Origin of the sequence: Bradyrhizobium iriomotense, assembly GCF_030160715.1 — a bacterium.
Classification (GTDB): domain Bacteria; phylum Pseudomonadota; class Alphaproteobacteria; order Rhizobiales; family Xanthobacteraceae; genus Bradyrhizobium; species Bradyrhizobium iriomotense.
In genome coordinates, this window is the sequence record NZ_BSOW01000015.1 from 23597 (window position 1) to 45556 (window position 21960).

General features: G+C 59.2%; 19 protein-coding genes. 2 read left to right on the forward strand and 17 right to left on the reverse strand.

Features of this window, described 5'->3' with window-relative positions:
• Positions 1-402: 402 nt before the first annotated feature.
• The 14 genes from QQL28_RS21640 to phnF form a co-directional block, all read right to left on the reverse strand.
• Positions 403-1335 carry a hypothetical protein gene (locus QQL28_RS21640; protein WP_284268505.1) on the reverse strand — a complete coding sequence of 311 codons (933 nt, stop codon included), beginning with the start codon at positions 1333-1335 and terminating at the stop codon, positions 403-405.
• Between the two features lie 201 nt (positions 1336-1536).
• Positions 1537-2541: a succinylglutamate desuccinylase/aspartoacylase family protein gene (locus QQL28_RS21645; RefSeq protein WP_284268507.1), complete on the reverse strand. Its 1005-nt coding sequence runs from the start codon at positions 2539-2541 to the stop codon at positions 1537-1539.
• Between the two features lie 31 nt (positions 2542-2572).
• Complete coding sequence (locus tag QQL28_RS21650; protein ID WP_348522505.1) at positions 2573-2809, reverse strand: energy transducer TonB; 237 nt, start codon at positions 2807-2809, stop codon at positions 2573-2575.
• A 538-nt stretch (positions 2810-3347) separates the two neighbouring features.
• The gene (locus QQL28_RS21655) at positions 3348-3743 is read right to left on the reverse strand and encodes an ExbD/TolR family protein (RefSeq protein WP_284268511.1); all 396 of its coding nucleotides are present in this window, start codon (positions 3741-3743) and stop codon (positions 3348-3350) included.
• Between the two features lie 3 nt (positions 3744-3746).
• The gene (locus QQL28_RS21660) at positions 3747-4394 is read right to left on the reverse strand and encodes a MotA/TolQ/ExbB proton channel family protein (RefSeq protein ID WP_284268513.1); all 648 of its coding nucleotides are present in this window, start codon (positions 4392-4394) and stop codon (positions 3747-3749) included.
• Between the two features lie 223 nt (positions 4395-4617).
• Positions 4618-5025, reverse strand: a complete 408-nt coding sequence (locus tag QQL28_RS21665; protein WP_284268515.1) for a hypothetical protein — start codon at positions 5023-5025, stop codon at positions 4618-4620.
• Positions 5026-5052: 27 nt separating this feature from the next.
• On the reverse strand, positions 5053-7191 hold the full coding sequence (locus QQL28_RS21670) for a TonB-dependent receptor (protein WP_284268517.1): 2139 nt from the start codon (positions 7189-7191) through the stop codon (positions 5053-5055).
• A gap of 327 nt (positions 7192-7518) precedes the next feature.
• On the reverse strand, positions 7519-8793 hold the full coding sequence (locus QQL28_RS21675; protein ID WP_284268519.1) for an extracellular solute-binding protein: 1275 nt from the start codon (positions 8791-8793) through the stop codon (positions 7519-7521).
• A complete protein-coding gene (locus QQL28_RS21680) occupies positions 8790-9623 on the reverse strand; it encodes a carbohydrate ABC transporter permease (protein WP_284268520.1) in 834 nt (277 codons plus the stop codon). The genes QQL28_RS21675 and QQL28_RS21680 overlap by 4 nt, the downstream gene beginning before the upstream one ends.
• Positions 9620-10543: a carbohydrate ABC transporter permease gene (locus QQL28_RS21685; RefSeq protein WP_284268522.1), complete on the reverse strand. Its 924-nt coding sequence runs from the start codon at positions 10541-10543 to the stop codon at positions 9620-9622. The genes QQL28_RS21680 and QQL28_RS21685 overlap by 4 nt, the downstream gene beginning before the upstream one ends.
• Positions 10540-11706 (reverse strand): ABC transporter ATP-binding protein, encoded by a 1167-nt coding sequence (locus tag QQL28_RS21690; RefSeq protein ID WP_284268795.1) that lies wholly within the window; start codon positions 11704-11706, stop codon positions 10540-10542. Before QQL28_RS21690 ends, QQL28_RS21685 begins: the two co-directional genes overlap by 4 nt.
• A gap of 377 nt (positions 11707-12083) precedes the next feature.
• The gene (locus tag QQL28_RS21695) at positions 12084-13379 is read right to left on the reverse strand and encodes a M24 family metallopeptidase (RefSeq protein ID WP_284268524.1); all 1296 of its coding nucleotides are present in this window, start codon (positions 13377-13379) and stop codon (positions 12084-12086) included.
• Between the two features lie 50 nt (positions 13380-13429).
• Positions 13430-13879, reverse strand: coding sequence for a hypothetical protein (locus QQL28_RS21700; protein WP_284268526.1), 450 nt, complete (start codon positions 13877-13879; stop codon positions 13430-13432).
• Positions 13880-14574: 695 nt separating this feature from the next.
• The gene (phnF, locus tag QQL28_RS21705; protein ID WP_284268529.1) at positions 14575-15330 is read right to left on the reverse strand and encodes a phosphonate metabolism transcriptional regulator PhnF; all 756 of its coding nucleotides are present in this window, start codon (positions 15328-15330) and stop codon (positions 14575-14577) included.
• Between the two features lie 154 nt (positions 15331-15484).
• On the opposite strand from phnF, the gene QQL28_RS21710 reads away from it, so the two are divergent.
• Entirely contained in the window at positions 15485-16627 is a 1143-nt protein-coding gene (locus tag QQL28_RS21710; RefSeq protein ID WP_284268531.1) for an aminotransferase-like domain-containing protein, read from the forward strand.
• A gap of 64 nt (positions 16628-16691) precedes the next feature.
• A complete protein-coding gene (locus QQL28_RS21715; protein ID WP_284268533.1) occupies positions 16692-17558 on the forward strand; it encodes a phosphonopyruvate hydrolase in 867 nt (288 codons plus the stop codon).
• Positions 17559-17886: 328 nt separating this feature from the next.
• Here QQL28_RS21715 and QQL28_RS21720 read toward each other — a convergent pair whose 3' ends face one another.
• The 3 genes from QQL28_RS21720 to QQL28_RS21730 are packed head-to-tail and all read right to left on the reverse strand — an operon-like array spanning position 17887 to position 21796.
• Positions 17887-19179, reverse strand: a complete 1293-nt coding sequence (locus QQL28_RS21720) for an alkaline phosphatase family protein (RefSeq protein WP_284268535.1) — start codon at positions 19177-19179, stop codon at positions 17887-17889.
• A gap of 3 nt (positions 19180-19182) precedes the next feature.
• The gene (gene phnA / locus QQL28_RS21725) at positions 19183-20460 is read right to left on the reverse strand and encodes a phosphonoacetate hydrolase (protein WP_284268536.1); all 1278 of its coding nucleotides are present in this window, start codon (positions 20458-20460) and stop codon (positions 19183-19185) included.
• The gene (locus tag QQL28_RS21730; protein WP_284268538.1) at positions 20450-21796 is read right to left on the reverse strand and encodes an amidase; all 1347 of its coding nucleotides are present in this window, start codon (positions 21794-21796) and stop codon (positions 20450-20452) included. The genes phnA and QQL28_RS21730 overlap by 11 nt, the downstream gene beginning before the upstream one ends.
• Between the last annotated feature and the right edge of the window lie 164 nt (positions 21797-21960).

The following is a 21960-nucleotide window of genomic DNA, read 5'->3' on the forward strand; positions in this document are numbered from 1 at the left end:
CTTATAGACGCATATAGACGCCATGAATGACGATTTCATGACGACTGCGCGATGTAATCACCCTCTGGAGTCGGCCTTCGCTTCGACTGGGTTGCCACTGCCCCTTATCGCTTTCTCTTCCGCCTCGGGTTCATTGCTGCATTCACTGTTGCAGCAAGCTCGCAGCCGCGTGCGGCCCGTCTGCCGCAGCAGCACGAGCGACGACACCAGATGATCTTCACTTTTCTTGCAGCTGCACCTTTCAGCATCGCGCCACACCTTACTCGTAGCCTTTTGCTGTTTGCGTCCAAGGCGGAATGCTTCAGGCATTCGCCCTGTTGGTTTCGATGTTGAAGGCCCTTTCTCTCGAGCGGCCACGACCAAGAATGTTGGTGTCCTCTCCACAACCCATTCTAGCTTTACTCATGGTGCCAAGAGCCGCCCCATGGTCACCTGCAATTCGTCAAGCTGCTTGCACAAATCCTGAATATGTGACGTGGTTTGCGCGGCGCCGTCGCGTCCAAGAAAGAAGAAATGACCACCCTCCACATATCGACAGAGTCGGGTTGGGATCTGTGAGGCCAAATCTCGCAACTGGCTCCAGTCGAGCGCCGGGATCGGTTTCGCGGCAGAATACTCGGAGAAGAACTTCTGGCTATTGAGGAAACCCCACGTTGCCTGATCCGTAAGAGCGTGCCGCGCGTCCGCGATGTGTGTAGGCGCGATCACGCCCGTGAAGGGATGTTCAGGGTAAGCAAAAGTTCCTAGGTCAGCGATTGTGTTGAGAAGAGAATTTCGATCAAGACCCCCCCGTTGATCGGGCTCACCCCGTAATCGGATTGGAGTGTTCACAACGTAGTACGCGGCGTATGCGGCAGCGTCGATGATCTCTGTCCCCCTCCAATTGATGTCGCGGAGAAAAGATTCGCTGCGGGCGGAAAGCCCTGTATCATCATTTCCGGTTCTCCAGAAACCTTCCGCGGTGAACGGCTCTCCTTCGGGCTCTGTGCGACCCATGCCGGGCATTGGCGGAGTCGCGGCGAGTGCGATGAAGCCCGACACCTTGAGATCTAAACGGCGCGCGGCGACATTGAACGCCCGAAAGGCACGGCCGGCCATGCTCCATCCGATCGGCACGATCGGACCGCACAAACCTCGCGCCTTGACAATCTTGGCCGTCATCGCCGCGGCGGCATTTGCCCAATCTGTCACCGTCAGATCGGTGAGGCGACGCCGAAAGGCGCGATGATCTGATGGGTAGGAAAGAGCGATGAGGCCGAGATCGCGTAGCTCAAGCCAAAAATCAAGGAAATCCTCAGCACGGCTGCCGGGATGACCATAGAATACTCTTGCCATATGACCGCCGCCTGGGAGACCGACGATTGTCGGCGTCCCTGGCGCGCCCTCGCGGACATATGCGATGGCAGGAATGCCGGAAGCTTCTACGAGACACTCAGACGGCAGCAGTCCGTCCAGGTCGTGCTGCGTTGGACTTATGTTCATTGTACCGATACCGTGTACCGAGTGCGGTGGGCGCGTCAGAGCCTATCTTTCGAATCAACACTGAAGATCTTCGGCAAAGACCATCAGCCCGTCTCCTCTGCGCGCAAGACCCTGCGCACGCCGACAGATGAGCGTGCCCGTGACGCTTGAGTGTACGGTGAGCGGTTCGTGCCAAGGTACTTCCGGCGTAAGGATTTGTCCCACCGGTTGGCCTGGCGAAACTCGCGCGCCAAGTTCGATGAACGGCTCGAACACGCCTGTGCTCTCAGCGTAGATGTAGTAACCGCTGTGAGATGCAGGCCGCCTGAGGATCTTCATCGGACTTGGTGGAGGCAAATTTGCAATGGCAGCGGGATCGAGCGCTCCGAGATGAGTGAGCACGCGAAGGACACCGGCTTCTCCGAGCGCCACCGCTTCCGGCGATACCCCGCCACCACCTCCAAGCTCCGAGCCGAGACGCTCGATTCCAGCGCGGCGGCACGATCCGATCGTCCCCACGTCGGTAGTTGGTGGCTCAGAGAATACGTAGCCGAGAGGCGACCCAAAGGCGCGGAGTATACCGAGCAGTCTCGTCCGGACAGGTTCGTCCTCAGTGTCGGTGACGCTGGGGGCGGGCAAGTAGTTGAGGGAATTGCCGCCAGAATGCAGGTCGATGAGGAAATCCGAATTTGGAATAAGGGTTTTCTCGATAAAGCTTGCGATACGCTCGGTCGGCGTGCCCCGGGGATTGCCGGGGAAACTGCGATTCAAATTGCCGTTGTCAAGCGGTGACGTTCTCGTGCCCGCCAATGCGGCCGGCAGATTGATGGCGGGAAGAAGCAGCAGACGTCCGCGTATGTGATGCAGCTCGAGTTGCCGCGCCAGCCTTGTCAATATGATCTGGCCTTCGAATTCGTCGCCATGGTTTCCCGCCATGAGAAGGATTCGCGGCCCGTCTCCATTGCTCAACGCGACGATGGGTATTTGAATCTGCTGGTAAGCGGAATCGTTGGTAGACGAGGGAAGGTTAATGCTTCCGCTTTGCCTGCCCTTCCCGTCGAGGTCGATGTTCAATCTCATTGCGCTCTCGCTTGAACTTCGCGGGCGGTCATCACTGGCCCGCTTTAAATTCGACGTAGACACTGAGATGAAGCGTTTTATGGCTCAGTTCGGGAGGCGGGGCCGGATAATGCGCGCTCCTGACGGTGGCGAGTGCCGCCTGATCGAGAAGCGAAGACCCGCTCGATTGCGCCAAGCTGACTCCCGACACGCGTCCATCGAGAAAGTCGAACGTCACGCGCGCACGACCATGCTGGCCTGAGGCACGCGCCGATGCCGGATAGACCAACGCACTTTCTACAGCTCGCCGCATTTGGCCTTGAAAGCTCGACATCGCGCTAGCGCTTGGTGCTGTGCTGGCTGCCGCTTGTTGCTGCGCGGCGCGCGGGGCCGGCTTGCTGTGGACCTGCGGCTGCGGTTTTGCCGGCTTCGGGCGTACGACCGGCGCCTCTGCCTTCGGAGGTGGCGGAGCAGGCTCCGGTGGAGCAACCTCTGTCGGCGGTGGCGGGACCTCCGGGGGCGGTGGAGTAACCTGAGGCTCTTCAGGTACCGGCGGCGTTTCTTCGGGCACCGGCGGAGTTTCCGCGACCATGGGAGGCGGGTCCGCCGGAGCTTCGGCCGGCGCAGGTGGAGCGGCCACCAGCGAGATCTGCATAGTTGGCGCTGATGACTCGATCCTGGCCGGGCGTTGTGTGAGCCAGCCCGCGACAGCAAGAAAACAGAGGCCCTCCAACAATAGCGCTGCGGCAAACGAAACCGGCAGCGCAGAGCGCTCCTGTGGTAGGCTGAAATGATCGGCGGTCGCGATGGTCACAACGATTGCACTCCTACTTGGCGTCCTTCGCGGCGAGGCCCACTTGGACGATGCCGGCCTTGCGACACGCATCCATTACAGCGAGAAGATTTTGCAGCGTGGTGGTGCCGGCTCCAGCAATGGTAACGGCAGCGTGCTCGCGGTCCGGCTCGGCTGCCAATTTGGCCGTCAGATCGTCAATAGTTAGTTTTTGACCATCCGTCTCGATAGCGCCGTCGGCAAACAGAGTAACGACGATCTTTGGGTGAGGCAGATCCTGTGCGGTGCTGCTTTGCGGAAGTTGCGACGCGATTCCCGTCGCCGGGATCATCCGTAGCGTGATCATGATGAAGAACACCAGCAAGAATAGCATGATGTCGATCATCGGGATGATTTCTATGCGGCCCTTCCGCACCTCGAGGTAACGCATGGGTCAGGTCCCCGTATTCGCGAGCGGGTGGATTGCGGGACCGTAGTGACGTTTTTCTCCTGCAGCCACGCGAGCTTCTCCCGAAGCTGCGCGGGGCGCATCGAGACGGTTGACCATGGAGATCTTCAAAGTCTCAAGTTGATGCACGATGAGCCGCGTCCAGTTGTTAAGGCTATTGAAACAAACGAGACCGACGATGGCGATGAGCAGGCCGCATGCGGTCGCGATCAGAGCCTCGCCGACGCCGCCGGTGATCTGGGTCGCCGCGTTGCCGGCGTCGCCGAGAACTGCGAACGCCTTGACCATGCCGGCGATGGTGCCGAGAAGGCCGAGCAAAGGCGCCAGCGTCACGATGGTGTCGAGCAGCCACAAACGGCTATCCAGCTTGGGGACCTGCCATAGGATCGCCTCCTCCAAAAGCTCGGACAATCGATGCGGATCCTTCAGCTCGGGATGCTGCAGCGGGACTTCCAGCAAGGTGCGGTGCGGTAGCCGCGGCGATTTCTCGACAAGGTCCGCAAGCGTCTTTCGGTCCAGGTGCGCGAATTGCGCGACAGTAGCTGTGACGCGCTTTCCGCGACGGATGGTCCGGCCAAGGAACCAGAAGCGATCGATAATCACGGTCAATCCAATTAACAGCAGGACGGCCATTACGTAGAGAATGCCGTCGGACTGCGCCGCGAGCTCGGTGATACGATCCAGGGTCATGTTTATTCCTTCGTTGATGATCTGCTGTCAGAACTGGACGGGCAGGCTGGTATAGATGCTTCGGTCGATTTGTGTGGGGAATACGGGCGTCGACGTCGTGCCGGAATATCCAGCAAAGTCTACGATCGAATGACGATCGAGGAGTTGTCGACTCCACACTTTGCGGTCACTGCGGCCAAATCAGGCAGGGGGATCTTAACCGTCTAGGCGATGGCCATGGCCATATCGAACTGATTGAGTGGTGATAGCGGCTGCTTTTCGCCGACATCGCCAAAGCGCTGACCAACTCATTTGTCGGTCGATGCGCATCCTTCAGCTCGGAATGGTACAGCGGCAATTCCAGCAAGGCGCGGTATGGCAGCCGCGTCGACTTCTCGAGGTCTGGAAGCGTCTTCCGGTCTAGGTGCGCGAATTGCGCAGCCGCACTGGTGACGGGTTTTCGGCGACTGATGGTCCGGCCAAGAAACCAAAAGCGATCGATAATCGCGGTCAACCCAATAAACTGCAGCACGGCCATAACATAGAGATCGCTGTCGGACTGCGCCGCGATCTCGGGGAGACGATCCGGGGTCATGTTTATTCCTCCGCTGATGATCTGCTGTCAGAACTGCACAGTCAGGCTGGTATAGATGTTCCGGCCAATCTGCGTGTAGAAGAGCGGCGTCACTGACCCGCCGGAATAGCCAAAAAAGTCAATGATCGTGCGACGATCGAGAATGTTGTCGATCCCAAATTTTGCCGTTACTGCGGTCAAATTGGGCAGCGGGTTCTTGATCTTGTAGGTGATCGCCATGTCGAGCTGATTGAATGGTGAAAGCGGCTGCTTTTCTCCGATGTCGCCGAAGCGCTGGCCGACCCATTTGTCTGTCAGCGAGGCATGCCAATTGCCCTCTTCGTAGATCAGGCCGGCTGCAGCCGTCGCGTTCGGCGCCTCGGCGATCCATTGCCCGGTCTGCTTATTCTTCGCGCTGTTGAGGCTGCCATTGGCGAACAGGCTGAAGCCGTTGCCGACGTGGACCGTTCCTTCGATTTCTACGCCCTTGTAAATCACGCCGCCGGCGTTGAAGTAGTTGGTGATACCGCCGATCGTCTGCGATGCGATCATATTGTCGAAGTCGATGTAGTAGACATCGCCGGCAAGCGTGAAGGTCTTGCTCTGGTATGAGGTGCCGACCTGATAATTCCAGGTCGTTTGAGGTTGAACATTGGATGTGGCGGTGACAACCGGCGGGGTCAAAAAGCCCTCCGCGGCCTGCGCATAAACCGACCAGTTGGGCGATACCTTGTAGTTCGCGGCAAGCGAGGGCAGAACCTTCGCCCAACTCTGAGCGTAGTCTAGTGGCCCGTGGGTGTTGGGATCGACGAGCGATGATTGGCCGCGCGCGGAGTAGGCATACTTTGCGCCGGTCGTAATCGTCAGGTCGGGCAGCGCTTTCCAGTCTGCCTCGACATAGGGTTGAAAAGTATCCAGCGAAAGGTGCTGGTTGTAGCTGGTGGAGATGTATTTCTGCGCCAACGTCATATCGACGTTAAAGAAGCCGCGATAGCTCGGCTGGTGCTCTGCCCATGTCCCGACCTTCACGTCGCCAAAGAACGTGTCCTTAGTCAGCGCGACCACATCGCCATAGGAGCGGGAGTTTACAGGATTTGACGTCCCAGGTACGTTAGTGGCGCCAAAAATCGTGCCGTTGCTGGAATTGTCACTGACATCTTTTCCCCGGATCAGCGCCGCGGTACTATAACCGTAGGTGTAGATCTTATTTTCGAGATGCCAGCCGTCTGCATAGTCCGACTTCAGGCCGAGGTAATCGAAGTCGGTCTGGAGCCTCCAGCGGTTGTAGCCCGCATAATTCTGTTGGCTTGGATTGGAGGACAGTCCGTAGTTCGGGCCGTATTTGGCGATCTGGGCGAGCGAGGCACCCTGAAAATAATTTCGTGTCTCATCATTGTAGATCGATACAAAGGTGAGCATCGTATTGTCGCTGAGCGGCTGCTGAATCTTCAGCGCCGCGTTTTCTCGCTCTTTGGCAGTGTTCGTGTAATAGCCATCGCTCTTCGTGAATTGCGTGTCGATGAACAGCGACGCGCCGTTTGTTCCCTTGATCTGACCGGAATCAAATTGAAGGCCGTAAAGCTGGGTATTGAAGCTGCCGTAGCCGGTCGTCGCCGTTGTAGCCATCGTCGACATTGGAGACTTGGTTTGGAGCCCGACCGTGCCGCCGAACGTCGCATCGCCCACGGTCGACGCCGTACCTGGGCCGCGGTCAATCGTAACCTGCCCCAGGTCGTTCGTCATGATGAAGGTTCCGCTGCGCTGCGTTCCATTGAAGAGCCGAAGCGGGATTCCGTCGAGGGTGGTGTTGAACTGGCCATTTTGAAAGCCACGGATCGAGATTTGGGCGTCATCTCCACCGCTTCCGCTGGGCGAAACCATTACACTCGGCGCGACGCTGATGACCTTGTCGAAGTTGCTGGTCGCCGGAATATTGTTTTCGATGTAGTGCCTATTGATGACGGACGTCGGCTGCGTCACGTTCAGGGGCGTTGTGGTCGGTGCCTGATAGACCGCCGAATTCACATCGCCCGCAGTATCCGAGGTTTCGACGGTCCCGAGGTCTGTCGTCTGTTGGGCGTGAGCACCGGTCGCCCCAATCACCGGCGGAACGCTTGCAGCCAGCCAAAGCGCCGCGTAGTGGCGCCTGATCCCCCACCGATCTGCAGTACTCGAAACTCGTCGCATCTATAACACCCCTCCTGTTGCCCCTTGAGCAGCCCTCATGTGTGCTCATCGTCAGCGGCGATTAACGCTTCCCTATTAGTTCTATAATTATAGAGGAGTCTAGACGGTTTTGTGACAATCAGAAAGATTGCGCACTTTGTGTTCGCTGGTTCTGCACGGGTGTCGCTGACGGACGGAATCGATGACCTGGCGCAAAATCGGCAAAGCGAGCCGCGCGTGCTAAAGCAATGGACTTTGGTCTAGCAAATCAGGGCGCGCGAAAACTGCGAATAGGCCTGTCTTTAGAGTTTTGACCAGCGCCGGACCACGTCGCTAGGCGCGCTCGCATCATTTTGGGAGCAGAGCGGTGATATCCTTAGCAAGGCGATCGAGCGCCGGAACTGGAAGTTGACGAAGTCTCATGACCTCGCCCACACGATCCTCGATCATCATATCGATCTGGCCAGCGTTCTCGCCGGGGAAGGCATACCAGCCTCGACTACGCGCGATGGAACGCAGCGCCGCCTGCATATTTGGATGCGCGGCATAGTAGGCTGCGAGGGACCCCGGTTGCGCGATCGCGGCTTCGTTGGCAGGAACATAGCCAGTCGTCGTTGCGACCACAGTTTGCCCCTCTACGCCGGCTACGAATTTCATGAAACGCCATGCAAGGGCCTGTCGGGCGGGGTCAGTCGTATGCATCACGACTGTTATGCCTGCGGTCGGAACCGACGCGTCTCTTCCAGTCATCGGCAGCGGAGCCGTGCCGATTTCGAAGCGGCCGGCCACTTCATTCTCAAACGATGCGAGGCTGCTGCTCGAATCTAGCAGGATGGCGATGCGGGCTCCTGTAAACGCCTGCCGCGATTGCGATTTGGTCATATCGACCTTCGCTTGTCCGGCGAGACCGATGCGGCGTAGCAATTCCATCGCCTTTTGGCCGGCATCCTCCGTGAAGGCGATCCGAGAGTCGTCCGAATTCATCATGGATCCGCCGAAGCAGCCCACCATCCCCTGGAACATGAATGAGTTGTATACGGAGAAGATCCCGAGGACCTGACTGTTTTCTGACTGGATACGTGCAGCGACGTCTAGGACGCCATCCCAATTGTCAGGGAGAGAAGCGGCCCCCTCCTGAATCTTCGAGACGAGAGATTTGTTGTAAAAGACGATAGGAAAGGACATCCCTGTGCCCAGACCGTAAGTCATCTTGCCGATTCGGCCGGAGGAGCTCACGGAAGAAGAATAGAGTTCCGAAGTCCACGCCGGGTCGGCTTTGATGAACCTGTCGAGCGGTATCAGCAAGTTGCGGTCGGCCAGCAGGCGGAGATAGTTGGAGCCCTGAAAAGAAACATCCGGCAAGTCGCCGAAGATTGCCATTCGGAGAGTCTGCCGCATGATCGCAGGCTGATCGAATTGCGAGACGTCAAGATCGATACGAACGTCGGGGTTCTCTCGCTCGAACGCGGATGCCAGGGCGCGAAACGTCTTGGTGAAGATCGAAGGTGCCGCGGAAACGTGCAAGACGGCGACATGGGCATGTGCGATGTCCGCCATCAAAGCGGCACCGAGAACTATCGCAGCAAGCGAGCAGCGTAGCCCGACGATCTTCAGAACTCTCATTTGACGCTTCCGGCTGTAAGGCCTTCGATAAACCAACGCTGAGCAGCAAAAAAGCAAATGACCAGTGGCGCGACTACCAGGGTGGCCCCTGCCATCAAAGGTCCGTAATCGTTGCCGGCTTCTGCATTGGCGAACGTGACGATGCCGAGTGACGGTGGCATGAACCCTTGAGAGTGAACTACGAGGAGAGGCCAGAAGAGATCGTTCCAATGGCCGACGACCGAAACGATCGAAAAAGCGATGACGGCAGGAAGTGACATGGGCAGCATGATCCGCCACACGATGCTCAGCTCCGAAAGGCCATCCAGGCGGGCGGCATGGATGATATCATCAGGGATCGACATGAAGAATTGGCGCAGCAGGAAGATGCCGAAGGGTGAGACGACAAACGGGACGATCAGCGCGGCATAAGTGTTCAGAATTCCAAGCCAGTAGCAGAGAATGAACAACGGCAATGCCAAGACCTGGTGCGGGATCAGCAGGCCGATCAGCACGATGCCGAAGATGACCTCGCGACCGGCGAAGCGAATTTTGGCAAGGGCATAGGCTGCTGGCGCGCAAACGATGATTTGCAGCAGAAGGATCGCTGCGCATACGATCACTCCGTTCAGCATGAATCTTGGCAAAGGCGCCGCGGTGAGTGCCTTGGTGTAATTCTCCACGGCGAACCAATGCTCTGGCAGCAATTTGAAGCTCGACGAGAAAAGTTCGGCCGGCGGCTTCAACGACAAACTCACCATCCACAAAAAGGGCAAAAGAACGAGCGTGCCGGTCGCGAGCAGGATGGCGTGGCGGACAGAGCCCGCCATAATTTTCATAGACAGGTTCATGGGTGGGACGGCCGGCTGTTCACGACACGCGTCTGAAGCGCCGCAAGAGTAATGACAATGATTAGAAAGATGACGGCGATGGCCGCTCCATAGCCAGTCCTCAAGTACTCAAAACTCTCTCGGTAAAGCGCGTACAACAGCATGACGGATGCGTTGTCAGGCCCTCCCCGCGTCAGAATCTGGACAGTGTCGAAAGTCGCGAAAGCGCGTAGCGTCACAACGATGAGCACGAAGAGGGAGACCGGAGCTAGCGACGGAAGTGTCACGACCCGCAAGCGATCAAGCACCCCATCGGCGCCATCGATGTCGGCGGCATCATAGAGATCCTGCGGAATGGCTTTAAGGCCCGCGAGGAAAAGCACCAGCGCCAAGCCAAGGCTTTGCCAAGTGCCAATGACGGCCAGGATGGGCAAAACGGTCGACTCGCCTCGCAACCAGTTGGCAGTCGGCAAACCAACAGCCGCAAATAGCTGGTTGACTAAACCGATGGTCGGATGCAGCAGCGCCTCCCATACGATTGCCATGGCGGCAAGCGAGGTCATAAATGGCAAGAAGTGGATCGCGCGATAGAAGGCGCGCAGGGTCTTACCGCTCTCGATCAGGAGCGCCAGGAACAGCCCGAGAACCAGCGTGCTTGGCACAACCATGAGGACGTAAGCGGCCGTATTGAAGAGTGCCGCACGGAACGCTGGATCGGCGAGCAGACTGGCGAAATTCGCTGCGCCAATAAACGACAGCGTCTTTGCCCCGAGATGCCAGTCGGTCGCGGCGATCGCGAGAACGGCACCCGCCGGCAAGATGAACAGCACAACAATGAGGACCAAGGCCGGCGCGATGAGGGCATAGCCGGCAAGCGTCTCCGCATGCCCAGTTTCGATCCGTAACTGTCGGTCGACAATGGCTGGTTGTTCCGACGTCACCCTGCGCAGCTCCGAAGCTGCGTAAACTGACCATCGCTTTCAGAAAGCCGGCGCCCATCAGCGGAAAACAGCAACGCCTGTTCGCGCCGAACCCGGAGATGCACGGTTTGGTCGGATTGAAGGTTTGATGCGAATTCGACTGGGAGGCGCGCAACCAAAGGCTCGCTTGAGCCCGGGACGTCCACGTGAGCGAACAGGTCGGTGCCAAGGTGCTCAACATAGCGCAGCCTTCCCGTCAGTGTGTTCAGGCCAGCCCGCTCGGCAAACTGCAGCGACTCCGGACGAATACCGAGCGTGACACTGTTTCCGTCGTCCAGCTTGCTGTCGAGCGCAAGAGTAGACCCCGCAACGGCCAAAAGCCCCTCACCTCTCGGTGCGGCCTCGAGCAGGTTGATCTTGGGCGCGCCGATCAATTCGGCCACTCGCCGATCGGCGGGAGAGGCGTAGATCTGCTGTGGCGACGCCGCTTGCGCCAGTTGACCGTCCAGCATGACCGCGATGCGATCGGACATGGTCATGGCTTCCGTTTGATCGTGGGTCACATAGATGAAGGTTACGCCAAGACGACGATGCAGCTCCTTGATTTCGCCGCGCATCTGGACGCGCAACTTTGCGTCCAGATTGGAGAGCGGCTCGTCCATCAGAAAGACTGCGGGATGACGAACCATGGCCCGGCCGACAGCCACGCGTTGACGCTGACCGCCGGAAAGCTGGCCGGGTTTCCGCGCGAGGAGATGATCGATCCCGAGCGCCTTCGCTGTGCGGGCCACTTCGGTCTTGATCTCAGCGCTCACCGAGCGAGCACCTGGGAGCAGAGCGCCTATTACAGGAAGCCGCCTCCAGGCCGAAAGCCGGCCCATTCTCAGAGGCAACGCCATATTTTCCGAGACTGTCAAATGCGGGTAGAGGGCGTATGACTGAAAAACCATCGCGACATCGCGGCGCTTGGGACGAAGGTGATCGACCTTGTTGCCGGCGACCTCGATGGTCCCGCAATCCTGCCGCTCAAGCCCGGCAATGATTCTTAGGAGAGTGGACTTACCGCACCCCGACGGACCAAGAAGGGTCAAAAACTCTCCGTCGCAGATGTCGAGCGAGATCCCGTTGAGGATATTTGCGGAGCCGAATGATTTAGAAACTCCACGAATGGATACGCCTGCCAAAAGGATTTCCTCATTGTCTGGACCGCGCCCAAGATTATCGTTATAGAACCATTGTTCCATGAACTTTTAATGACGAAGATCGCCACCGTCGCGCCGGTGGAGCAGCGGAACAATGCACTCGCCGGCGCTAGGCCGCCGAAGGACGCATGCTCTCTCGGAATTGCTGCGCGGACCACACCGCTCTCGCTACATGAACCACATCACGCCCCGGCCTTCGGCGGATGCTTACAGGCTGACGAACGGTCTTGAGAGAGCTTGGCGCGACGAGCATTCCGATCACGCCATTTGGTGGACCGCCGTTAAGGACGTTTGCGAATGTGGGCTGGCCTTTCTCCCGCCCCACCACCGCGTTGACGCTATAATGGGAATATATCCGATCAGGCCTTGATGACGGGAATTTGCTCAGGGGCAAAATCGCTTAGAAATTCATTCTCTCGATGACCAACCAAGAAGACCTCCTCGAATTGAAATACGGCGCCATTTTTTTCGAGCTTCGGTCCCACCGTGAAAATCATGCCGGCTTTAAAAACTGTCTCATCAGTAGCGGACAACGATGGCGGTTCTGTCTGGTCGAGACCGTCGCCATGTCCTATGCGTCCGGGGAGTGCGAACAGTTCACCCAAATCGGCCTCCTTCCACATGCGCAGAAATTTGCTGTAAACGTCGCGACAGCTCTGGCCGGGCCTGATGCTCTTCGCGAGTTCAATTGTCAGCGAATGGACCCTCTTGTAGGTGTCGATCTCCCAGTCGGCCGGTTCTCCGCAGCGTGCAAGGCGGCATCGGTCCGAGACATAGCCGCCGTAGCCGAGATAGTGATCGACCCAAATGTAGTCACCTCTCCTCAATTTCCGATCTGAGGGCCCACGAGCAAAGTCGAAATCGCTGTCGCTGAAAACCACTCGGAGCCGTCCAGACGTCTCGGCTCCGTTAAGATATATTTGTGCCTGTAGGATCTGGTAAAGCTCATACTCCGTGATGCCCACGCGAGCATGTACAATTGCCTGATCGAACGACCTATTGACGATATCATTAATGGTTTTCACCATTTCGACTTCAAAAGCAGATTTGATCACGCGCACTCGCCATAGGACGTCCGTGGCACTTGTCACCGAACTATCCGACGACAGCGCCTTTAGCCGATCTACCAGTTCAAGAGATCCGTGGCCAAGCATATCTCGGCCATAATCCAAGCCTATGCGCCTGCGCGCCGATGCCGGTGTTGCCCCGATATTACTTGCAACTGCGTCTACGACTTCGGGCAGATATCCCGAGTACGTAACGCTGGAAAAAGCTCGGGGAATTCCTTCCACCCATTTGAGTTCGTAGCTTCCAATGATCGCTAAACTATCCTTCGTAAGTACCGCGAAGGAAGGTCGAGTCCTGCTTCTCAAATCGATTATGTAGTCGGTCAGATATCGGATATTGACCGGATCGGTCAAAACAATCACATCAAATCCAGCTTTGCTCATCTCGGCTCGCACGCGGCTGATCCTTGATTCGAGCTCAGCCAAGGGAACGGCCGGCGAAGGCGGTAATGGCCTTCGACTTAACTCGATTGCCGGCGAGCCGGGATTCGGAGATTTAGCCCCCGCCGGCATCGAAACGAGTGGACCCGCCGCCGTGGTAACACCGAACGCTCCCACCGCCTTGAACATGCTGCGCCTATTGATCATCATTTCCTCCGGAACTTGGGAGCGTTCGTTATGAAGGCGTCACTAGCCGGTCAACGGGCACCGAGTGGCTTCGACGGGCTGCGGTCAGGCAGGCCGCGTTCCCCTATCTGAAGGGAAAGGAGATCGAGCCGAACACGCTGCGTCCTCGATCCGCCGGCAGTGTCAGATTGAAAGCGCGCATCGCTGCCGCCGTTATCGCTTGGAGATGTCGCGACGCTCGGTAAGACCCTGGCGATTTTGTCGACGTTCGAGGTCGAGGTGATCGCGTTCTCGATGAAGGTACGGTCGATTACTGAGGTCGGTTGCACAACTGTGAGCGGTGCCTGACAAGGCGCGTCGTTGGCGCGCCCGCCGGTGATCCCAATTGTTCGATCCTTGAGATCGGCCGTTTCCGCGAGGCAGGGCGCGCTGAAGCCGGCAAGCGCGATCGCGCCAGCCCTAGCCCGGCCCGCCAAACAGAGAACGCGGTGTGCGTGCCGCTTCGAAAGGATCACCTGCATCTCAATGTTCTAGTTATCGCCCGGCAGGTACGATCTTGGTGCGAATACAGGCGAGAGAGGGCGCAGACGCAAAGCTTGAATGCGACCCCGGCTACCCCACGCGATTGCTTGTGTATCATTCAAGTGGAATCCCCGTCCCCCCTCACTTGATCACCGCGGTATATTTTGGGTATAGACTTATAAGCGCATAGCTACACTTTTATGACGGGCTGTCTTGCCTTCCTTCACACGTGATCTGGGCCGAGGGTGACGGTATCACCGCTCGAATTTGTCTACGCGGGGTCATGCAATGTGGTTGGCTGCGCTTATGGCGCGACAAATAGGGATGAGAGCGCGCACGCTTGGCGTTCTTATCCTGATCGTCGCGCCATACACATCGTTCTCGATAGTCTCAATACACCCAAGAACAAGCACTGGCTTAGGAAACATCCCAATGTGAAATCGCATTTCACCGCGGGCATCACGGGCACAGTCAGGTGGAAACTTGGTTCTCCACCCGACGGGGTCCGTCGCTCAGCCGCGCTTCCTTCACTGGCCGTGCACGAGCTTCAGGCGCACAGCAATGCCTTCATCAGCACCTGGAATGAAAAAGCCGCGGCCCTTCGTCCTGGACCAAGAAAGAAGTCCCGTCAACAGTGCTTCAAAGGAAGCTGTATCCAATCAGCTATGGATTCGGGTACTCCAATCGCTAGGCATCAGATGTCCACGAGGAGGCTCACGCGGCCAGCGCTGTAGCAAGTTTCGGCATATACGACCGGAGAGTCCTTGCTATCGACCTGAACGACTTCCGTTACTAGAACGTAGGCGCTGGCCGGCATCTTCAGTTTCGTTGCCTCTTCGCGGCTTGGCGGTCGCGCGCGAATTCGGACCGTTTTGCGCCGAAAATCCTTCACGCCAATAGACTTAAATATCTTGCCGAAAGAAAAGTCCTCCGTTGGCCCCTTACCGACGGCCTGGAAAGCTTCCTCGACGCCCGGCATGCGCTGCAGTGGAAAATAGTTGTAGTTGTAGTTGATCGGAAACCCATCCGCTTCGCCCAGCAGCGTCACGAAAAGCACCGGACTGCCGGGCTTAATTTGGAGCGGCGTCGCGATCTCTAGTGGGGCGCGAATTCTTTCTTTCGCGATGATTGTACGGGAAGGCGTGCGATTGCCGTCACGCAGGTTCTGTTCGAACCAACTTCTGGCACCGAGACGCAATTCAATGGGGTTGACGACGGCGAAGGCACCCCGTGCACGTTCGATCCTTACATAGCCCTCCGATTCCAGGTGTGCGATCGCTTTCAGTACCGTGTGTCGATTGACGCTAAAGCGCGCCGCCAGCGATTCACTCGAGGGCAGACGCTCGCCCGCCGCAAAGGTGCCATCTGCAATATCCTCGGCGAGCGCGTCACCGACCTGTCGCCACAGGCTGATACCCGCCCGCTCAATGCGATTTGAATTTTCCTTCACCACTACGCTTCCCTGCTGTGTCCACAACGCACATGTAGACTCTTTTTCGAATTAGTGTATAGAACCTTTGACTCGCAACGTTATATAGTTATAGACTAAAACGCCAATGGCAGCCAAAGTTAGACTGCGAATGATTCGGATACAACCAGATCCCATGGAAATCCAAGCGCCGCAAATTGTCCAAGCCGTCGACGAGGTCTCGCTTGTTGATTTCACTCGTTCATTACCTCCTGCGGTGCCTATGCTTGATGCCAAGCTGGCTCGCGCGATTGAGCGGCTTGGTTCTGAACATGGTTTGGACCGATTGATCCATGGTGGTGCGGCTCGCGGCTCGTCCAGCGCAAGATTAGGCGGCGCGCGGTACCTGGCGCCGCGCCTTGGCGATGCAATCGACATAGATTGCATCTTCACGACCAACGGGACGCAGAGCGCGCTCCTTCTCCTGTTTCATCACCTCGTTGGCAAGGGCGGCCGATTGTTGGCCGAACGCTTGTCTTACGGGGCTTTGCGTGAGCTTGCCGGTATCGCCGGGGTGGAGTTGGTGGGACTTGATGTCGACAAGGACGGTATTCTGCCTGATGCCTTCGAAAGAGCTTGCCGGAAGGGCGGCGTCCGCGCCCTTTATTGCAATCCCACGGTGCAGAATCCGACAACGGCATTAATGCCACTGTCCCGTCGGCACGTTCTTGCAGATATCTCCCGCCGTTACGGCGTGCCAATCATTGAGGATGACGCCCTTGGGCGCTTGCATCCCGATGCCCCTCCACCGATTGCCAAGATCGCGCCTGATGTCGTGTGGTACGTCATGAGCGCAACCAAGGGACTCGCGCACGGATTGCGCTTGGCATACGTGGTGGGGCCTTCGCGAGCGCACTGCGATTCGGCGCTGGCGCCGGTCGAGCGGCTTTCGTTCTGGACTGCGGCTCCATTACTGGCCGCCATCGTTGCAAATTGGACGCTTTCAAGCGCGGCGGACTTGATTTCCGCGGCGATCCGAGAGGAGAACACAGCGCGAGAGACCATGGCACGTGGCGCCCTCGGCCGCTTCGGCCTTGTCTCGAAACCGGGATCAATGCATGTCTGGTTACCCTTGCCGGCACCATGGACGTCCGACAGCTTCGCAGGAGCAGCGCTGGCTGCTGGGGTATTGATTAGGAGTGCCGGGCTCTTCGCCGTTGATAATCAGCCCGTGTCGAATGCAGTGCGATTGTCGCTTTCAACGCCCTCGAGTCGGAGAGCTGCTGGGGTCGGTATCAGCCGAATAGCAGCTCTCCTCGAGAGCAAACCGGCGACGTAAATTTTCAACGGCGATCGGTGCTCGATACGACTGTTGGCAGACACGCTAGTGAAACGGAGTCGCTATGACCTCAAAGTTGCGAGAAAAATTAGCCGAGCGTCGGCTGTTGCATGTCATGGCGGCTCACAGCCCCTTGTCCGCAAAGCTCGCCGAGGAGGCGGGGTTCGATGGAATCTGGGCTTCCGGCTTTGAGCTGTCGGCTCTTTACGGCATGCCCGATCTGTCCTTTGTCAGCATGACACAGCACCTCGACATGGTGCGTGCAATGTCCGGCTCTGCGCATTTGCCCATCGTTGCTGACATTGATACTGGCTATGGCAATGCGATCAACGTCACGCACGCGATCGCCGAATATGAGCGTGCCGGCGCCGCGGCCGTCGTGATCGAGGACAAGACGTTTCCCAAGGTCTCCAGCCTTGCGTCTACGGGCCGGCAGGAGCTGGTCCGGATCGAGGAATTCCAGGGCAAGATCGCTGCGGCTCTTGCCTCGCGGCGAGACCCCAACTTTGTAGTCATCGCTCGCACAGAGGCGTTGATTGCGGGTCTAGGGGAGGCGGAGGCACTCAGGCGCGCGGCAGCTTATGAAGCGGCTGGCGCCGACATGATCCTCATCCACTCCAAGCAGAAGACGCCGGATGAGGTGGAGAGCTTTGTGCGCGCCTGGAGCGGCGATGTTCCGATAGTCATTGTGCCCACCGCCTATCCGGAGATGAACGAGAGCCGGATATCCGCCTTGCGCAAAATAAGGATGGTGATTTACGGCAACCACGCAATCCGTGCGTCTGTGACGGCAATGAAGGATATATTTACGCGCATTCGGCGCGATGGCGGCATTCACACGGTGAACGAAAATATCGTTTCCGTGGAAGAAATCTTTCGCCTGCAGGGAATGGACCGGGTGAAAATAGTCGAGAAGCAGTTCCTGCGCTGAGCTTTTCGCTCGGCTTCACCTCGTTCCGGCCGGACTCGACTCGCCGCCGCGGACCGTTCGGTAAGAATACAAATTGATCGGGGTCACACACGCTCGCTCGGCGGCGGCTGCGCGCCTATTTGCTGTCCTCGCCGAAGGAGCGCTGCAGGGCTTCCAACTCGCGCGTGGCATCGCCGGCGGCGAGCAATTGCGCCAGGGGGTCGGTTTCCCGCAGCCGGACGCGCCGACCAGCGTCAGGAACTCGCTGTCGCGGATGTCGAGCGACACGCCGCGCAGCACGGTGGTCGACCCGTGCGTCTCGACGAGGCTGCTCAACGATAGGGCCCCATCACGTCGTCTCCGCCTGCGTGCTGGCCACCGGGCGTTGCAGAGGCGCGCCGTCCATGCCGGTCGCATCGAGGCCGAGATGAGCGAGCGCAGTTGGCGCGACATCAACGATGCGGGCCACTCCCTGCCGGACGGCGCCTGCCCGGAAGCCGGGGCCAGAGACCATCAAGAACGGCGTCTGCTCATAGCGCGCCAGCCCGCCATGCTGGCCGCAGCCAAGGCGGTCCGGCTTGCCTATGGCGGGCTCGGCAACGAGGCTCGCGCCCGGAACGCCGAAAGCGTTGGCCGCCTCGCTCGCCGCCATCGAGACGGCGAAGGCGAGGCCGCCCTCCGGTTTCTGGCCGATCTGCGCGAGTTCGTCGGGACCGAAGACCGCACCGACCCAGTCGCGAGACATGAGAAAGGTGCGTAGTGCAGGCAGAGCGTGGGTGCGGTCGGGATCCACATAGACCAATGCCGAAGTTCCGTTCGAGACGGCCATGACATCGTTGGAGCTTTCGCTCTCCTTCAGACCCGCCATCACGAATTCGGCGTCGATGTCGACGACGCCGGTCACGGTCTGATGGCCGTGATCGGAGCCAATCAGAAGCAGGATGTCGTCGCCAGCAGCGCGCAACTGCTCTACCGCGGACGTGACCAGGCCGGCATGAGCATCCGCCGCCGCGAGCACCGCGAGGTGTTCGGGCGAGCCGAGCGGTGCTTCGTGCTGGATATGGTCCGGCTCGCCGAGCCAGAGCACGGCCACAGGTGGCCGGCGCAGCAGTAGTACCTCGTCGATGAAGCGCTCGGTCATGCGCCTGTCGCCCTCGACGTCGAGCGACACGTTAAGACGATCCTCGGCCGCGACCGGCACGCGGCCGAACCCAAAGGAGCCGGCCCGATGGTAGACGTGGCCATGCCCATCGGGATCGTGAGCATAGGCAGCGCCGGGCGAGACGTTGCTGAAGACGATGGCGCCGCCTGCCGCCTTCACCCGCTGGGCCAGTGTCGGCATAGCGAGCGAGGTGCCCGTTACGCGCCGTTTGTGCTGCAAGAATTCGGGATCGCCAGCATCGCGCAACGCAAGTTTGCCGTCCTCCAACAGTGCGACGGAGTTGCCCTGGAGGCCATGGCGGGCGGGGTAACAGCCGGTGGCGAGGCTCGCCGAGACGACCCGGGTGCATGACGGAAAGACCGTCCGGTAATCGGCGAAACGCTCGGCCTGACGGGCAAAGCTGACTAGGTTCGGCGTTGTCTGCTCCGAGATCATATCCCCTCGCAGGCCGTCGAGCGTAACGATGACCACGCTGCGCATAGTTCACACCTCCATCGCATTCAGCGCCAGTGAGAAGACGTCGTAGTTTCGCAGGGGACCAGATTCGGATGCAGCCGCATCTGTCCGCAGCGGATGCGAGAGGATGAATGGGACGGTCTGCTCGGAAAGGCCGCCATGCGAGCGCAGGCGCTGACCGGCGAGCTGAGCGAGATCGTGCTCCTCGCGGTGCGCGCCAAGGGCCACACCCATCTCAGCGATGACGGCGAGATCGCCTTCCCGGTCCTCCGGCAACAGAAAGCGGGCGCAAGCCTCGTCGCGAGGCAGGGCGAGGGCAATTCCGTGCAGATTCCGAATGAAGCCCGCGATCGTGGCGATCTCCACATCCCGGCGCAGTAAGTGGACGCGGACGAAGCCGCCAAGCGCGCCATGATGTCGGACGAAGGGATCGGCGATCGGGCAGACGACGCGGGCAGCATTGGGACCGAACGCTTCATCGATTGCATCGCCGAGATAGAGTACATTCGGTGCACCATCCGCTGTCGCCATATCGGACATGCCGTGATCAGCGACGATGCCGACCACCGCGCCGCGCTCAATGAACTCGCCGATGCGAGTGTCGACCTGGGCCATGAAATCGAGAGCCTCAGCCTCTTCCGGTGCGTGCTTGTGCTGCACATAGTCGGATAGCGAAAGATACATGAGCTCCGGCCGCCGGGTCCGGAGCAGTCTCACGCCCGCGTCGAGCACGAAGAGCGAGAGATCAGCCGAATATTGATCCGGCTCGGTGCGGCCGACCAGTGCCTGCACGTCGGCGATGCCGTTCTCGGACTCTGTCGCAGAATCCGCCCTCTCGGCTGAGAAGGCGATACCTTTGAGGTCGCGCCCGAGTGCCTTACGCAATTTGTCTTTCGCGGTCACGGTTGCGACGGAAGCGCCGGCTTGCGAGAAGGCAGCAAGAATGGTCGGCGCGCGCATCGGCGTGGCGTCGACCATCATGATCTCTCGGCCTGTCTCGCGGTCGATGTAGAAATTGCCCGAGACGCCATGCACGGCTGGCGGCACACCACAGACGATGGATACGTTGTTGGGATTCGTGAAGGTAGGCATTGCGGCAAGCGCCGTCCCCCAATAGCCGGTACGCCGCAGGCGATCGAAAGTCGGGATAACCCCCGCCGCACTCGCGGCCTGCAGATAGGACGGATCGCAGCCGTCAAAGCAAACCACCACCGTCGGTCGCTTTGGCCAGCGATAGAGACGGCCGTTGACTTCGATCGGCGGGCGGGCGGGATCAGAATGCAACCACGACAATTCAGGCGACATTGGCGTTCTCAGGCTTTATGTGAGTGACTGGGCTGGTTTCGGCGACAACCCAGGCGGCGGCCTGCAAGAGAGAGCGGTCGCGCCCCTTCGGGCCGATGAGCTGCAGCCCGATCGGTAGACCTTGCTTGCCTCGCAGCAGCGGCAGGGAAAGCGTTGGTAGGCCGCAGAGGCTCCACGGCATCGACATCACGCCCGAACCCGGCCCCTCTTCGAGCCGCGTCGCTTCGCCGAGCGTAGAGAGAGTGATAAGCAGGTCGTGCTCGGCAAAGAGACCATCTGCGAGTGCCGTCAGACGGTCGGCGAGAGCGTCGAGTTCGAGATAATGCGGCGCGCTCATGCTCTTGCCGTTCTGCACTCCGGCCTGTAGGGGCGAGCAAAGCTGCGCGAAATCTTCCGCCGGCAGTCCACCAAATCGGAAGGCAAGATGGGCATCGAGCAGGCCCATCGTCACCTCTACGGCCCGGTCGAATTCGGGCGGCAGGACCGGTTCGGGGATCGACACACGAATCCGCGACAGCAAGGTTTTAAGTGCCGTTGCCGCGTCGAAGGTCACATTGGTCCAACCGGGTCCGCGCACAAAGGCGATGCGGGGGGCAGGAAATTTTCCGACCGGATCGAGTTCCGCAAGCGCCGGGTTGAATGCGCCGGCGAAGAGCGCGAGATCGTCGACTGAGCGCGCCAAAAGGCCCAGGTGCGCAAGCCGCGGCACCAGAATGTTCGAGCCCGTCATTTCCGTGAAGCCGAGAGACGGCTTGAAAGCGAAGGCGCCGCAGAAGGACGCGGGCAACGTGGTCGAGGCAGTATGCTGCGTCCCGAGGGCAAGCGGCGTCATATAGTCCACGACGGCCGCAGCCGAGCCGGAGGAGGAAACTCCTGGCGAGCGCAAGAGGTCATGCGGATTTCGCGTGGGCGGTGGATGGTACATGCCAAATTCGGAGGTCGCAGTCTTTCCGAGGATGATTGCCCCAGCCTCGCGCAGCTTGCTTACAGCAGCAGCGTCCGCTTCCGGCACCCTCGCGCGATAAAGCGCACTACCGTACTCCGATGGCATATCGGCAGTATCGAAGACGTCCTTCACTCCGACCGGGAGCCCATGCAGGAGACCGAGCGGCTCGCCAACGGCTTGTCGCGCATCTGCGCGCCTTGCCTGTTCACATGCCACGTCGCGATCGAGATTACTCCACGCTCTAATCTCCGGTTCGCGGGCCGCGACGCGGTCGAGACAGGCCTTCACGAGCGAAAGAGCAGTGAGACGCCCCTCGCGAATGGCGAGAGCGGCCTCCCGTGCAGAGAGGCGAGCTGGGTCGGCGGATGGCGGGGACGCAATTGGCTGCATTGTGGTGTTGTTTCGTATGGTGTCGCGATCATGATCTGGCCAGAAGGACGGCCGCGATCATCAATCCATGAATGCTTCCAACCTCTCTCGGATCCGTTTATCGCTGCAGATCCGGAGCACCCGCCTGATCGCGCAGTCGATATTGATGCTGCACAATGCGAGAT

Coding starts and splice junctions, on each gene's coding strand:
- QQL28_RS21730 (WP_284268538.1), bottom strand. CDS start 21,796: ATGCAGCCAATTGCGTCCCCGCCATCCGCCGACCCAGCTCGCCTCTCT.
- QQL28_RS21710 (WP_284268531.1), top strand. CDS start 15,485: ATGGAAATCCAAGCGCCGCAAATTGTCCAAGCCGTCGACGAGGTCTCG.
- QQL28_RS21665 (WP_284268515.1), bottom strand. CDS start 5,025: ATGACCCCGGATCGTCTCCCCGAGATCGCGGCGCAGTCCGACAGCGAT.
- QQL28_RS21655 (WP_284268511.1), bottom strand. CDS start 3,743: ATGCGTTACCTCGAGGTGCGGAAGGGCCGCATAGAAATCATCCCGATG.
- QQL28_RS21675 (WP_284268519.1), bottom strand. CDS start 8,793: ATGAGAGTTCTGAAGATCGTCGGGCTACGCTGCTCGCTTGCTGCGATA.
- QQL28_RS21715 (WP_284268533.1), top strand. CDS start 16,692: ATGACCTCAAAGTTGCGAGAAAAATTAGCCGAGCGTCGGCTGTTGCAT.
- QQL28_RS21720 (WP_284268535.1), bottom strand. CDS start 19,179: ATGCGCAGCGTGGTCATCGTTACGCTCGACGGCCTGCGAGGGGATATG.
- QQL28_RS21645 (WP_284268507.1), bottom strand. CDS start 2,541: ATGAGATTGAACATCGACCTCGACGGGAAGGGCAGGCAAAGCGGAAGC.
- QQL28_RS21670 (WP_284268517.1), bottom strand. CDS start 7,191: ATGCGACGAGTTTCGAGTACTGCAGATCGGTGGGGGATCAGGCGCCAC.
- QQL28_RS21660 (WP_284268513.1), bottom strand. CDS start 4,394: ATGGCCGTCCTGCTGTTAATTGGATTGACCGTGATTATCGATCGCTTC.
- QQL28_RS21680 (WP_284268520.1), bottom strand. CDS start 9,623: ATGAACCTGTCTATGAAAATTATGGCGGGCTCTGTCCGCCACGCCATC.
- QQL28_RS21640 (WP_284268505.1), bottom strand. CDS start 1,335: ATGGCAAGAGTATTCTATGGTCATCCCGGCAGCCGTGCTGAGGATTTC.
- QQL28_RS21700 (WP_284268526.1), bottom strand. CDS start 13,879: ATGCAGGTGATCCTTTCGAAGCGGCACGCACACCGCGTTCTCTGTTTG.
- phnA (WP_284268536.1), bottom strand. CDS start 20,460: ATGTCGCCTGAATTGTCGTGGTTGCATTCTGATCCCGCCCGCCCGCCG.
- QQL28_RS21695 (WP_284268524.1), bottom strand. CDS start 13,379: ATGATCAATAGGCGCAGCATGTTCAAGGCGGTGGGAGCGTTCGGTGTT.